The sequence below is a fragment of the Nocardiopsis sp. NPDC006832 genome (assembly GCF_040635885.1).
Lineage (GTDB): Bacteria > Actinomycetota > Actinomycetes > Streptosporangiales > Streptosporangiaceae > Nocardiopsis.
Genome location: NZ_JBEYLC010000002.1, coordinates 149,483 through 163,621, shown reverse-complemented (window position 1 = coordinate 163,621; position 14,139 = coordinate 149,483). Strand labels below are relative to the sequence as shown.

The following is a 14,139-nucleotide window of genomic DNA, read 5'->3' as shown; positions in this document are numbered from 1 at the left end:
CTGGTGCGGGTGGTATCTCACGAGCCGGGCGGGGAACAGGTCTCGTCGCCACGGGGGTCCCTTCTCCGTCCACCTGCAAGGTTTCGTGTTTCGGTGACTACGCTATAGATGATCTCGTGGACACAGCGAATCGCCTAATTGTCATCGGTTGCGCCCGTTGAGCATGGTAATCACAGAACGAGTCGACAAAGAGGGTCTTGGGTGAGCGGATACTGCAGGGTCACGGTCACCGGACCCCGGCGCTGGGCCGATCTGGCGCTACCGGGAAGTGTTCCCGTCGCCACACTCATGCCTCGCATCATCGAGGTCTGCGTGGACGAGGGAGAGAGCACCGAACCGGCTTCCTGGACACTGACCACGGTCGACGGTCAACCGGTTCGCCCCGAAGCGCCTCTCGAAGGCGCGGGTGTCTACGACGGGGACGTGCTCCTCCTCGATCGTGTGGTCGCTCCGAGCCGTCCCGAACACGTCGATGACGTACGCGGCGCGGTCGAGGACAGCGTCGACGAGACCGCGTGGATCTGGAACCCGACGACCACGTTGTCGTTCGGCCTGCTCGTGGGCGGCATCGGGCCGTTGCTGATGCTGTTCCTCATGATGTGGCTGCGTCCGTCGCCGGGGCACCTCGCGGTGGCGGCGTTGGGCACGTTGTTGACGATCGGCACGATGATGCTGGCGGCCCGCCGGCCGCTGCCCGCGGTCGCCTACGTCCTCTTCGCGACGGCCTGTGTGTGGGGTGGTGCCACCGCGGTCCTCGCGGCCGGGTTCCTCTTCAACCCCACCCCCTTGGTCACGGGGGCCATCGCGCTCTGCGGGGGTCTGCTGGTGGCGGTGATCGGCTGGTCCATGCACGAGACCGGGCTGCCCTACATCGCCGGACTCACGGTGCTGACCCTGACCGGGGGCGTTCTGGTCGTGGTCGGGATCTTCGCGCAGCCGGTACAGGGCGTGCGCGCGATGGGGATCGCGCTGGCCCTGTGCGTGGGCGCGCTGCCGCGTGTGGCGATGGTGATGGGCGGCCTGTCCGGACTGGACTACGAGGTCGGACGGTCGGGTCAGGTGGCCACGGACCGGTTCGAGGAGACCTTCACCAACACCGACCGCCTGCTGCTGGGCATCGTGATGGGCACGGCCCTCTCCGGCGGGATCTTCGCGGTCCTGCTCGCCTACTTCGGCACGGGCCTTCCCGACCTGCTGCTGTGCGGTCTCCTCGGGGTGCTGTTGGTGATGCGCTCCCGTCTGTTCGACCGCATCCGTCACGTGCTGCCCCTGCGCCTGGCGGGCGCCGTGGGTCTGGGCGCCGCGGGTGTCGCGGTCACGGTGCAGCACCCGGTGTTCGGCCCGTGGCTTCCGGCCGTGGTCCTGCTCGCCGGGATCCTCCTGAGCGTCCTGAGCTGGGTGAAGTTGAACGACGTCCCCCGTGCCTCGCTCCGAAGGGTCCTGAACTGGACCGAGATCCTCATCATCATGACGATGTGCGTCATGTTCGCCTGGGGCATGGGCCTGTTCGACTTCGTGGCGAGGATGACCGGAGCCACCTGATCCCACGGTGCTCCGAAGCAGGGTGACGCGGGCCCTCAGTAGAGGGTGCCGGTCTGTTCGAAGGTGTCCGGGTCCAGCAGGACCGGGGGTGTGCCGTCGCCGGGCAGGGCCGCGATGACCTCGCCGTCGGGGTGGATCGCGACGCTCCGGTAGGAGGCCGCCTGATCGGCCGCCTCCAGCAGGTTCTCGCCGGACTCCAGGTCCCAGACGTAGGGGTGGTACTCCCGGGAACCGGGGCCCGTGCCCGCCGACCACGTCGCGTACAGCCGCTCCCCGGCGGGGTCGAACAGGAGTTGGACGAGGATGGGCTCGTCGTCGGACTCGAACTCCTCGCGGGTGAACGAGGCGACCTCGCTGCCGTCCTCGTAGTCCTCGACTTGGACCTCGGGGTCTTGCGCGTAGGCGATCTGGGTGGTTCCCGGCCGTACCGCCAGCGAACTGTCCGAGGTCCCCTCCACCGTGCCGACCTCTTCACCGGTGCCGACGTCCCAGACGTGGACGGTGTCGTTGTCGTTGGTGGCGACGTGGTCCTCGTCCACGAATCGGGTCTCGAACTGGAGCCCCTCGGCGAAGGGCTCGCCGGCCTCGCCGGTGGCGGTGTCGACGACGTTGGTGCCCGGGCCCTCGCCGGAACCCTTGTCCAGGGTGACGGCCAGTCGGGTGCCTTCGGGGGAGAACGCGAAACCCCGGACGTTCTTCGGGCTGGCCAACCAGCGTTCCTGGTCGTCCGGGCCCTCCTGCGCTCCCAGGTGTCGGACGGTTTCGCCGGAGATCAGGTCGTAGGTGTGCGCGAGGAGGACGGGATCCTCTCGTCCCTCGTATTCGACGGGCGCGGCGGTGACCAGTGTGCAGCCCACCGGTGAGAGCGCCGCTTCCGAGAACAGGTCCGAATCCGATGTGGTGGGGCGGGCGATCTCCCGTCCCTCCCGCCAGTCCCAGACCATGAACCCCACCTCGGAAGCGACGCCCAGGACGTCTCCGTCACCGGAGAACGTGAGGTTGGAGATGTTGATGTCCGGAGCGGGAGGTTCCTCCGGAGGCGGGAACCCGGTGGCATCCAGGCAACGGCCCTCGCCGACCAGCGACTCCGAGCCCTCTTCCGGGCCGGTCGCGTCCGCCGGATCATCGGACAGTCGGTCATGGGCGAACATCGCGCCCCCGGCCGCGAGTACGACCAGGACCAGCGCCCCGGTGCCCAGGGCGAGCAGTCGTCCGCGCCCGCGACGCATCGTCTGCGGCGGCGTCACCTCCCGTCCCGCGGGGCCGGTGGCCAGGACCTCGCCCTGACGTGTGGCGACCGCGTCGATCGCCGCGCGCAGCGGAGGCGACCACGGAGGTGGCTCGGTGGGCCCACCGAGCATGCTCACCAGGTCCGAGGAGCTGGGACGCAGTCTGGGGTCCCGCTTGAGACAGGCGTCCACCAGGCCGCGCAGTTGCAGTGGCACGGCGGACAGGCCCTCGGGCCCGGCCACCCCGGAGACCGCGTAACAGAGCGTCGCCGCCCACGAGAACACGTCCGTGGCCGGGCTCGCTCCGCCCTCCGGAGCGGCGAACGCCGGATGCGGCGCCCGCCGTTCGGTGTCGGAGACCGCCCACTCCAGGCCGGGGTCGGCCAAAACGGCCCCGTGACCCGCCATGAGGACGCCGTCCGGCCACAGCGAACCGTGTGCCGGGCCGGCGCCGTGCAGGTCGGCCAGCGCCTGGGCCAGGGCCAACGCCAAGGGGCGCACCGCGTCTACGGGGAGCGGGCCGTGTGCGCGCAGGAGTTCGGCCAGGGTGGGCCCGAGCGGACGGGAGACGGCGACCCAGGGGACCGCGCCGCTCAGGTCGGCGTCCCGGACCGCGCACACGTGCGCCCCGGACAGCCCGCGCGCCCCCTCCACCTGGCGGGCGAAGGCGGCGCGGAAGGTGGGGTCGGTGGCGTACTCCGGACGTACGACCTTCACCGCCACCGACGAACCGTCGTGGGGTACCCCCAGGTAGACGCGGGCGTAGGCGTCCTCGCCGAGGCGGGCGCGCAGCCGGTAGGGGCCGATGGCGGGCGGGTCGTGCGGGTGGAGAGGGAACATGGGCCTTACCGGGGTCGGGGAGGGAGGGGACACGGGGCGGGGGTCACATCTCTTCCACCAGACGCAATTCGACCGCGTCCACGAACCACATGCCGCTGCCGTGCCCGGGCACGCCCGAGATGACCTCACCCTCCGGGTGCACGGCGATCTCGTGCAGGTATCCCTCGTTCTCGGCGGCGGTCAGGTCCTCCCCCGTGGAGTACTCCCACACCTTCATGTAGGCGTCCTCGAACTCGTAGTCCACGGGGACGTAGGTGACGTAGACACGGTCCGCCTCCACGCTGTACTGCACGTCGTGGACCTCGAACTCCTCCGCGTCCATGTCCTCGTCGACGAAGTCGGTGGAGTCGGAGGGATCGTCGAGGTTCATCCGGTGGGCGCCGTTGGAGATGGGATGCAGGATGGTGGAGTCGTCCACCATGGACACGCCCTGGGGGCCCACGAGGGGGCTTTCCTCGCTCTGTCCGATGACCTCACCGCTCTCCACCTCCCACAGGTACAGCTTCTCCGAGTAGTCCTGACCGACCACGTGGGCACCGTCGGGGGAGACGTCGACCGAGCGCACGCTGTAGGGACCGGAGAGCGTGTCGGCCATCTCGTCGGTCTCCAGGTCGTAGATCATCACCGCCGAGTCGGTACCCCCACCCGCGCCGACCACCAAACGGGTGCCGTCGTCGGTGAAGGCGATGGAGCCGATGTCGAAGCCCTCCGAGTAGACCGTGTGCTCGCCGCTCTCCAGGTCGTACACGTGCGCGCCGTCGTCGGAGGCGTAGGCCAGCAGGCAGTCGTTCGGGCTGAAGCTCGGGTGCCCGTACAGCATGGGGATCCGCGTCTCGATCCGCGCGACCTCGGTGTCCTCCCGCCAGCTCCACAGGGCCACGCCGCCGGTGCCGGCGACGGCCAGGACCTCGCCGTCGCTGGAGAACTCCGTGTAGAAGACGCCTTCGTCGTCGTTGGGCGCGGTGGGTTCCTCCTTGGCCGCCTCGGTGAACTCGGGGGCGAGGTGCTCGGTGGCGTCGCACGTCTGGCGCGGAGCCGCCTCCTGCTCCTCGGGGTCGGGGGACCCGCCGACCAGACCGGCCTGTCCCGCGGTCCACACACCGAGCCCGGCGACCATCGCCAGGGCCACGGTGGCGGCGCCGGCGATGAGCAGGCGCCCGCCCAGACCACCCTTGGCCCCGGGGGAGGGGGCGGCGGACACCGTGGCGTGGAACTCGTGCGCGACCCCGTCGATTCGGGCCGCGGCGTTCGGCGGCGACCAGGCGGCGGAGGTCGGAGCGGGGGCCACCGGACCACCGAGGGCGTGCAGCACCTGCGCGGCGTTGGGCCGCGAGGCCGGGTCCTTCTCCAGACAGGCCGCGATGACGTCGCGCAGGGACGGTGGGACCTGGGCGAGGTCGGGGTCGAGGTTGGCGATGCGGTACAGGACGGTTGAGGGGTGGCCATCGCCGAACGGTCCCTGGCCGGTGAGCGCGTAGACCATGATCCCGCCGAGCGCGAAGACGTCGGCGGCCGGCCCCGGGCCGTGTTCGGAGTCGACGGACTCCGGTGACATGAACGCGGGGGTGCCCGCGAAGCGTCTCCCCTCCTCGCCGGCCTCGGGGGAGTCCCCCATCGCGTGGGCGATGCCGAAGTCGATCACCTGGGGGCCCTCGGCCGCCACCATCACGTTTCCGGGCTTGAGGTCGCGGTGGACCAGCCCGGTGGCGTGGACGCGTTCCAGGGCCTGGGCGATGCCGCGGGCCATGAAGCGCACCGACTGCTCGGGGAGCGGCCCGGTGTCGTACACCAGGTCCTGCAGGGAAGGGCCCATCACGTACTCGGTGGCCAACCAGGGGGTCTGCCCGGAGGTGTCGCCGGCCAGCACGCGCGGCGTGTAGTCGCCGTGGACCCGCTGGACGAGTTCCAGCTCACGGGCGAACCGTTCACGGAACCCGGGGTCGTAGGCGTACTCGGCGCGCACGACCTTGACCGCGGCGGGCCTGCCGTCGGAGTCCATCCCGAGGTACACGCGCCCCATGCCACCGGAGCCCAGCAGGGCGATGACACGGTAGGGGCCTACCTCGCGGGGGTCGTGTGGGGCGGGTTGCTGCATGGTGGCCTTCCGGGGGTGTTCAGGAGAACTCGGCGACGACTTCGTAGTCGGTCGTGTCCAGGACACGGACGGTGGCGTAGCCGTCCTCGGTCACGGTGGTGGCGATGTGCTCGCCGTCGGCGCTGACCCCGATGACGTCCGAGAGACGTAGCCCCTCGACCGGCGTGACCTCACCGGTGGCCGTGTCCCAGACGGGAGTGTCCGCGGTCGGCCAACTCGTCCCGCCGTAGGCGACGGAACCGTCCTCGGACAGCGCGACCTCGTAGATGTTGTCGTCGCCGAGGCCCGACATGTCCATTTCCCGGGTGGAACCGTCCGTCAGGTCGACCGCCAGGACCTCGGTGTAGTCCATCAGGACCACCAGGGTGCTCCCGTCCCTGGACAGCGCGAAGTCCGAGATCTCCTCACCCTCGAACCGGTGGACTTCCTCGCCGCTCTCGGCGTCCCACACGATCGTGAAGGCCGTGCCCTCACCATCCAGGTTGTAGCTCGCCCCCACCAGCATCGATCCGTCCGGGGTGTAGTCCAGGGCGTGCAGGTATCCGTCGAGGGGGAGGTCGAAGACGACCTCCTCGCTCTCCACGTCCCACGTCTGAAGAATCGGGTTCCCGTCCTCGGTTCCATCGTCGGAGGCCTCGGCCGCCAACGTGGAGGCGTCCTCGGTGAGGGCGGCCATGTCGAACATGCCGAACTCCTCGTCCTGGCCCAGGACCGCGATCCGATTGTCGCTTCCGCCCCGCCAGACCCGGATGTACTCGTTGACGGCGGTCGCGACGTGGCCACTATCGGTGAAGTCGGCCCCGAGGGCGCTCGGGTACTCGTCGATCAGCTCCCCGTCGCGCCAGTCCCACGTGCTGAGGGTGCTCGCGCCGAAGACGTGCAGGTGGTCGCCGTCCTCGGAGAAGGTGAGGGTGTACATGAACCCGCCGAAGTGGTCGCTCTCCTCCGTGTCCGGATCGCCTTCGCCGGCGGCCCCGCCGTCCGTCCCCGCGTCCGCCCCGTCATCCGCCCCGGCGGAGGCGTCGGCGGTGGGTTCCCGCCCGTCCTCGGATCCGAGGGGCAGCGCGGTCCACGCCAGCGCCCCACCACCGAGCAGGACCAAGGCGGTGGCCGCGGCCGCCGCGATCACCACGGACCGGCGGCGCCACCACGAGGTTCCACCGCCCCGACCCGGGCCGTTGCCCATGGGCAGGGTGGTGCGCTCGGCGGCCCTGGCCTGTTCCGTCTCACCCGCCTTGGCGTCGATCTGCCGGTTCACCCGGGTGGGAAGCCAACCGTGCGCGGCCGACGGCAGCGGCAGACCGGACAGCTCACGTAGGATGGAATCGGTGTCGGGGCGTTGTTCGGGTTCCTTGGCCATGCACCGGGCGATCAGGTCCCGCAGCGGCCCCTCCGGGAGGGCCTCCAGGTTCGGTTCCGCCTTCAGCACCTTGGCGAGGGCGTTGACCGGGCTGCCCGCACCGAAGGGCGGCGTCCCACTGGCGGCGAAGATCACCGCACCGCCCAACGAGAACACGTCGGCGCGCGAAGTGACGTTCTTACCGGTGATCTGTTCCGGAGACGTGTACGACGGGGTGCCGAAGGTCTGGCCGGTCCTGGTGAGGACGGTCCCCTCGACGGCGCGGGCGATTCCGAAGTCGATGACCTGTGGACCCCGCGGGGACAGCAAGATGTTGCTGGGTTTGAGGTCGCGGTGCATCAGCCCGGCGGCGTGGATGGTCGCCAACGCCTGGGCCAACCCCAGGGTGAGCACCAACAGGGACTCGGCGGGAAAGTGCCCGACCTCCCGGACGGCCTCCTTGAGGGTGGGGCCGGGCACGTACTCGGTGGCCATCCACGGTTCGGGGGCCTCGGGGTCGGCGTCCACGACCGCCGGGGTGAAGGGGCCTCGCACGCGTTGCGCCGTGCGTACCTCACGGGCGAACCGTGCCCGGAACCCGTTGTCGTGCGCCAGGTCCTCCTTGACCACCTTCAGGGCGCACAGGTGACCGTCGGGGGTACGCGCGAGGTACACCTTCCCCATCCCGCCGGCGCCCAGCCGGGCCAGGAGTCGGTGCGGACCGATGGCGGGGGGATCGTCGGCGGTGAGGGGTTGCATGACTGCAGGGGATCCTTACTGCGCGCGAGTCGGCGGCGTTTCCGGAGGGTTCACGGAGAGGACGTGTACCGGGCCAATGTAGCGGCTTGGCGACAAACCACCCAGGGCGCTGTCCTCATCCGGCCCGGAGTTCCGCCTGATGGGGCGGTCGAGGGGGCTCAGTCGCGTCCGCCCAAGAGCGCCCTCGGGAAGTAGCCGAGTTCGGGGTCGATCTCGTACACGGTGACGGCCCCGCCCTCGGAACGCACGCCCGTCAGGAGGCTCCCGTCATCGGAGAGCGTGAAGGGGTGTACCTCGGGTCCGGAGGTCGACGGACCCTCCGGCCGGAACTCCTCTCCGGTGTCGGGATCCCAGGCCACCAGGAATCGGGCCCGACCGTCCTCGCCGGTGCGCGAGGCCAGGACGAGGTCGTGCTCGCGACTGTGGGCGACGTCCATGAGGGCGCCGTCGACCATCAGACAGCCGCTCGGGTGGAAGGCGACCGGGGCGGGGGAGGACAGGTCGGTGTCGACGGGAACGTGCGCGAGGGGTTCACCCGACTCGGAGTCCCACAGGGAGGTGCCGTCCTCCATGGCGGTGGCCAGGGCCATGGAGTCGGGGGTGTGGACCAACGTGGACGTGGAACGGGAGTCCGGTGCGGACAGGTCGCCGGGGGCGGCGGGCTCATGGGATCTTCCGGACGTCGTGGACCAGGACACGACGTCGGGGTTCAGCGAGACCGTCGCCCGTCGGTATCCCAGCGGTGCGGATCGAACATACCGATCGGCAGGTCCGTGTGTCCGGTGCGGGCCAGGTCGGCGAGGGCCACGCCCACGGCGGAGGCGAACTTGAACCCGTGACCGGAGAAACCACCCGCCAGGACCAACCCCGGCAGCTCGTCCCGACGTCCGATGAGGAAGTGCTCGTCGGGCGTCATCGTGTACATGCAGGCCACCATGTGTTCGGGCAGTGGGCCCACCCCGCGCAGTCCCGCGGCGAGGTCGCCCAGACGGCGTGCGTCGTCCTCGTCCGGGGGACGGGGGCCGACGTCCGGGTCGACGGGTTCACCCCACTGGGAACCCGCGCGTCGGCCCGCGGCGGCGCGCACCGTCTCGGACTCGGCGTGGATCCCGATCTTCAAGGTGCGACCGTCGTCCATGCTGGGGAAACCGAACCAGAGGGTGCCGTCGGGTTCGTCGCGCGCGAAGACCGGCTCGGGGCCGGCCGTGCTGGGCAGGGGATCGGTGATGGGGAACCATCCGAGCACGCGCCGCTCGACCCTGATGCCACCGCCCAGGTCGGTGAGACCGGGCAGTAGACGGGTCAGCCAGGCGCCCGCGGTCACGACCACGCGGCGGGCACGGATCTCGGTGTCACCGACCCATACGCGCGGGCGGTCGGGATCGGGCTCGACGCGGGTGACGGCCCGCTGCGTGAGCACCCGCGCCCCGGCCTGGCGGGCCAGCCGGACGGCGGCGAGGATCGCGGGTTCGGGCAGGACCACCCCGGCGCCCTCCTCGAACACGCCGACCTCGTCGGGGCGCGTGAGGTGGCGGGGGTGGCGTTCGGCCAGGGCCGACGCGGAGAGGTGTTCGTGGGCGAGGCCGTGTTTCTCGGCGGCCAGGGTGGATCCGGCGATGGCCGCCGAACCGGGGTGGCCGAGCATCAGCGCGCCGGATCGGATGACCAGGCGTGCCCGCGCGGCCTCCTGGAGTTCGTCCCAGGCACGCCACGCGGCGCGCACGAAGGGGACGTACTCCGCGCCCTCCAGATAGGCGGTCCGGATGATGCGGGACTCGCCGTGGCTGGAACCCCGGTCGTGCCCGGGGGAGAACTGTTCGACACCGATCGCGTCGACGCCCTCACGGGCCAGCCGCCACAGGGTCTGGGATCCCATCGCGCCCAGGCCGACCACGACGGTGTCGGTGTCCAGGGGTCTGCTCATGGGGCAGAAGGCTAACGGGAGCGCGTCAGGCGGCGGCCACCGGGCTGCGGTGCGTGTAGTAGTGCGCCGGCTCGGGGATCTGGGCGAACGGGTTGAGCAGGGCCGCGGCGCCGGTGGGGTCGTTCGCCGGGTGCGACATGGTGCCGCCCTGGAAGAGGTCGTTCCAGAAGAAGCGGCCGTCGCGGCACCAGACGTTCACGTCGCGCATGACGGAGGCGACGGCCATCTCGGAGCTACCGGACCAGTAGAGGGGACGGGTGGCCACGGCGGAGAGTTCGTTCAAGAGCGCCGTGATCGCTCGCTGGGCGCAGAAGGCGTGGCGAGGCTTGTGCTTGACCCGGCTGGCGAGTACCGACTTCGCCCGGGAGGCCCGGGGGTTGTTCAGGCGCCAGTGACTCAAGGTCGTCTCCAGTGTGTGTCGAGGAACCGCGGGTGCTGACCGTGTGTGCTTGTGCGGCCACGTCGCCGCGGTGTCGAGGGGCCACCGGATGGCTTCCTCGAACGAAGTTGGTGCGGTGTGAACTCTGCCGTTACCTCGCAGTTATTCTTCGCGCTCCGGATGCTAGCAGCAACGTCCCCCTGGGAGTCGAGGCTTGTAAGTGTGACGCATGTAACACCTAACAAGTCTGTATCGACCCGTTGATTCATAAAACCTGCAGTTCAGAAGGGTCGAATAGAACTTGTGTTCGAGTTATCGAACCGAGATGAAAGGACTCTGGTCCCGATTCGACTGTCGCCAGAGTCACCCGTTTTCGCCACGTTGAGCCGCGAAACTGTCGCCTACAGTGACTTTGTGCAGGTGGGGCAGGTTTTGCCGGTCGGCGGCGGTGCTTTGCCCTTTCCACACCCGCCGCACCACAAGGCATTCCCGTTCTTTTTGCGCGGCCGGTCACCCCGGTGCGGGGGGTGTTCGCCGGTGTGGAGGACACTGGAAAACGGCGGGAAACAAGGAGAGAAGCGGCGAAGTGACCCAGATTCGGTCCGAAACATCCGGTGACAGGACAACAGTGAACGGCGCCGACCCCGACGAACCACGGGGCGGTGCCCGCGCCTGGTTGGTGTGGGGCGTGGCCGTGGGCGGTTACTTCCTCGCCATGCTGCACCGCAACGGACTCGGTGTGGCCGCCCTGGAGGCACAGAGTCGATTCGACGTCGGGCCCGCGCTGCTCTCCCTACTGCCCATGCTGCAGCTGCTCGTGTACGTGGTCCTGCAGGTGCCCGCCGGACTGCTCGCCGACCGGCTCGGCCCCCGGTACACGCTGGTCATGGGCATGGCGGCGATGGCCATCGGATCCTGCATGTTCGCGCTCGCCCCGGGGATCGAGATGGCGGTCGCCGGCCGTTTCCTCATCGGTCTGGGTGACGCGCTCGTCTTCCTCAACGTCATCAGGCTCGCCGCGCTGTGGTTCCCCCGCGCGCGCTACGCGCTGGTGAGCGGTCTGACCGGTGTCGTCGGCGGCACCGGCCAAGTGGCCAGCGCCGCCCCGCTGGCCTGGGCACTGGGCGGGATCGGCTGGGTGGCGGCCTTCCTCGCCACAGCCGGGCTCACCGTGCTCATGGCGTCCCTGATGCTGCTGATGGTCCGTGACCGACCCGACGGGGCGGCCGGACGTTCCACCGTCGCCGACCCCATATCCGCCTGGGCGGCCCTCAAGGAGGCGCTGCGCGCCGACGGGCCCCGGATCGGCATGGCGCACCACGCGGCCGTCATGGCGCCGTTCACGATGATGATGGTGCTGTGGGGCTACCCCTTCCTCGTGAACGGTCTGGGGCTCTCCGAGGGCGCCGCCGCACTCACCCTCACCGGTCTGGCCGCCGGTGCCCTCCCACTCGCACCCCTAGCGGGGGTCCTGGTCGGTCGCAGGCCGGGCGTGCGGGGCTACTTCGCCCTGGTCTTCGGCGGAACCCTGAGCCTGGGGTGGCTCCTGTTGGTCCTGTGGCCGGATGGCGCGCCCGTACCCCTCGGCGTGGCGGTACTGGCCTTGAGCGCGCTCGGTCAGACCATGGCGCCCACGATCTCCTTCGACTTCGCCCGCGACGGTATCCCCGCCGGTCGCACCGGAGTCGCCTCGGGCCTGGTCAACATGAGCGGGTTCACCACCGCCGTCGTCTGCACCGTCGCCGCGGGCGCGATCCTCCAGGCGCTCCCCGAAGAGCCCTCCTCCTACCAGGTGGCCTTCGTTCCCATGGCCGTCACCACGGTCCTGTCCACCTGCGTGCTCGTCGTGTTCCTCCTCCGCGCCCGCCGCCGGAGATAGGGGGCGCGCGTCGGCCCGCGCGAGGAACGCCACCGCGGTGGCGACCTCGTGGACGTGGAGCCCTGAGCCCGTGGGGCGAGAACGCCCGAGGGGCGGGGCGGTCGTGTGACCACCCCGCCCCTCGGCGGTGTCCTGTGTCCCGTCGGAGCCTAGAAGGCCTCTTCGGGGACGTCCATGAGGCCCAGGTTCACGTTCTGGGCGATCTTCAGCTCGGCCTCGACGCGGGGCAGGAACTGCTCGGAGAAGAAGCGCGCGGCGGCGATCTTCCCGGTGTAGAAGTTCTTGTCCACGTCGTCGGCGCCGTCCACGCTGTTCAGCGCGATCTCGGCCTGGCGGAGCAGCAGCCAGCCCAGGACCACGTCACCGAAGGCGAACAGCAGGCGGACGGAGTTCAGGCCGACCTTGTACAGCTCGCGGGAGTCCTCGGCGGAGCCCATCGCGTGGCCGACCATGAGCTCGACCATCTTCTCGACCTGGCCGAGGGCGCCGAGCAGGAGCGCGCGCTCCTCCTTCAGCTGACCGTTGCCGGCGTCGCTCTCGGCGAAGGCCCTGATCTCGGCGGACAGCGTGCCGATGGCCTGGCCACCGTTCTTCACGATCTTGCGGAAGAAGAAGTCCTGAGCCTGGATCGCGGTGGTGCCCTCGTAGAGGGTGTCGATCTTGGCGTCGCGGATGTACTGCTCGATCGGGTACTCCTGCAGGAACCCGGAGCCGCCCAGGGTCTGCAGGGACTCGGCCAGCAGCGCGTAGGAGTGCTCCGAGCCGACACCCTTGACGATCGGAAGCAGGAGGTCGTTCATGGCCTCCAGCCCGGAGGGGTCCTCACCCTTGGCCCGGGCGATCTGGATCGCGTCCTGCTGGGTGGCGGTGTAGATGACCAGCGAACGCATGGCCTCCACGTACGCCTTCTGCGTCATGAGGCTGCGACGCACGTCCGGGTGGTGGGTGATGGTGACCTTGGGGGAGTTCTTCGCCCCGGCGAGGTCGTTGCCCTGCACGCGGTTCTTGGCGTACTCCAGGGCGTTCAGGTAACCCGTGGACAGGGTCGCGATCGCCTTCGTTCCGACCATCATGCGGGCGTACTCGATGACGAGGAACATCTGACGGATGCCGTCGTGCTTGTCGCCGACGAGGTAACCGATGGCGGGGTGCTTGTCGCCGAAGGTCAGCTCACAGGTGGTGGAGGCCTTGAGGCCCATCTTGTGCTCGACGTTGGTCACGTAGGCGCCGTTGCGCTCGCCGAGGGACCCGTCCTCGTTGACCAGGAACTTGGGCACCAGGTAGAGGGAGAGGCCCTTAGTGCCGGGGCCGGCGCCCTCGGGGCGGGCCAGCACCAGGTGGAAGATGTTCTCGGACATGTCGTGCTCGGCCGAGGTGATGAAGCGCTTGACGCCCTCGATGTGCCAGGTGCCGTCACCCTGGTCGGTGGCCTTGGTGCGGCCGGCGCCGACGTCGGAGCCGGCGTCCGGCTCGGTCAGCACCATGGTGGCGCCCCAGCCGTTCTCGATGGCCTGCTGGGCGAACTTCTTCTGAGCCTCGTTGCCCTCGGCGTGCAGGATGCCGGCGAAGCCGGGGCCCGCAGAGTACATGTGCACGGAGGGGTTGGAGCCCAGGATGAGCTCGGCCGCGGACCACACCAGGGAGCGGGGGGCGCCGAGGCCGCCGAGCTCCTGGGGAAGGTCGAGGTTGTACCAGCCGGCGTCCATGTAGGCCTGGTAGGACTTCTTCAGGCTCTCGGGGATGGCGACGGTGTTGGTCTTGGGGTCGAAGACGGGCGGGTTGCGGTCCGCGTCCTCGAACGACTCCGCGACGACACCGGTGGCGAGGCGGTCGACCTCTTCCAGGATGGTGCGCGCGGTCTCCTCGTCGAGTTCCTCGAAGGGGCCCTGGCCCAGGATGTCCTGGCGCTTGAAGAGTTCGAAGAGGTTGAACTCGATGTCGCGCAGGTTGCTCTTGTAATGCGTCATGGACAGCTCCGCTGTGTCCCTGGCCGCGGTGTCTGTACACGCGGATCTACCGACTAGTAACAAGTCAATGTTACTACTGAGTAGCTCCATGCGCCAGTCTTGGCGGGTACTTGTGTCGGCCAAGGGTGCGTCAACTGTCCCTCAGGGCAGGTTATTGGGGCGTTTCGGACACTAGGTCCATCGGTA

9 protein-coding genes are annotated in these 14,139 nt (G+C 69.6%); 2 read left to right on the top strand and 7 right to left on the bottom strand.

Annotation, left to right across the window (positions count from 1 at the left end; genetic code table 11):
- The first annotated feature begins 201 nt into the window (after positions 1 to 201).
- Positions 202 to 1,542, top strand: a complete 1,341-nt coding sequence (gene eccD / locus ABZ717_RS01730; RefSeq protein WP_358503927.1) for a type VII secretion integral membrane protein EccD — start codon at positions 202 to 204, stop codon at positions 1,540 to 1,542.
- Between the two features lie 35 nt (positions 1,543 to 1,577).
- On the opposite strand, the gene ABZ717_RS01725 is transcribed toward eccD, so the two are convergent.
- From ABZ717_RS01725 to ABZ717_RS01700, 6 genes are all read right to left on the bottom strand, one after another.
- Entirely contained in the window at positions 1,578 to 3,611 is a 2,034-nt protein-coding gene (locus tag ABZ717_RS01725; protein WP_358503924.1) for a tyrosine protein kinase, read from the bottom strand.
- A 43-nt stretch (positions 3,612 to 3,654) separates the two neighbouring features.
- Positions 3,655 to 5,706 carry a serine/threonine-protein kinase gene (locus tag ABZ717_RS01720; protein ID WP_358503921.1) on the bottom strand — a complete coding sequence of 684 codons (2,052 nt, stop codon included), beginning with the start codon at positions 5,704 to 5,706 and terminating at the stop codon, positions 3,655 to 3,657.
- 19 nt (positions 5,707 to 5,725) lie between these two features.
- Entirely contained in the window at positions 5,726 to 7,804 is a 2,079-nt protein-coding gene (locus ABZ717_RS01715) for a serine/threonine-protein kinase (protein WP_358503918.1), read from the bottom strand.
- Between the two features lie 158 nt (positions 7,805 to 7,962).
- A complete protein-coding gene (locus tag ABZ717_RS01710; protein WP_358503915.1) occupies positions 7,963 to 8,502 on the bottom strand; it encodes a hypothetical protein in 540 nt (179 codons plus the stop codon).
- Positions 8,503 to 8,513: 11 nt separating this feature from the next.
- Positions 8,514 to 9,728: an N-methyl-L-tryptophan oxidase gene (gene solA, locus ABZ717_RS01705; RefSeq protein ID WP_358503912.1), complete on the bottom strand. Its 1,215-nt coding sequence runs from the start codon at positions 9,726 to 9,728 to the stop codon at positions 8,514 to 8,516.
- 25 nt (positions 9,729 to 9,753) lie between these two features.
- Positions 9,754 to 10,128 (bottom strand): hypothetical protein, encoded by a 375-nt coding sequence (locus ABZ717_RS01700; protein WP_358503909.1) that lies wholly within the window; start codon positions 10,126 to 10,128, stop codon positions 9,754 to 9,756.
- Between the two features lie 607 nt (positions 10,129 to 10,735).
- Between ABZ717_RS01700 and ABZ717_RS01695 the strand changes: the two genes are divergently transcribed.
- Positions 10,736 to 11,986 (top strand): MFS transporter, encoded by a 1,251-nt coding sequence (locus ABZ717_RS01695; protein WP_358503906.1) that lies wholly within the window; start codon positions 10,736 to 10,738, stop codon positions 11,984 to 11,986.
- Between the two features lie 149 nt (positions 11,987 to 12,135).
- On the opposite strand, the gene ABZ717_RS01690 is transcribed toward ABZ717_RS01695, so the two are convergent.
- Positions 12,136 to 13,953 (bottom strand): acyl-CoA dehydrogenase, encoded by a 1,818-nt coding sequence (locus ABZ717_RS01690; protein ID WP_358503903.1) that lies wholly within the window; start codon positions 13,951 to 13,953, stop codon positions 12,136 to 12,138.
- Between the last annotated feature and the right edge of the window lie 186 nt (positions 13,954 to 14,139).

Coding starts and splice junctions, on each gene's coding strand:
- ABZ717_RS01690 (WP_358503903.1), bottom strand. CDS start 13,953: ATGACGCATTACAAGAGCAACCTGCGCGACATCGAGTTCAACCTCTTC.
- ABZ717_RS01720 (WP_358503921.1), bottom strand. CDS start 5,706: ATGCAGCAACCCGCCCCACACGACCCCCGCGAGGTAGGCCCCTACCGT.
- solA (WP_358503912.1), bottom strand. CDS start 9,728: ATGAGCAGACCCCTGGACACCGACACCGTCGTGGTCGGCCTGGGCGCG.
- ABZ717_RS01725 (WP_358503924.1), bottom strand. CDS start 3,611: ATGTTCCCTCTCCACCCGCACGACCCGCCCGCCATCGGCCCCTACCGG.
- ABZ717_RS01715 (WP_358503918.1), bottom strand. CDS start 7,804: ATGCAACCCCTCACCGCCGACGATCCCCCCGCCATCGGTCCGCACCGA.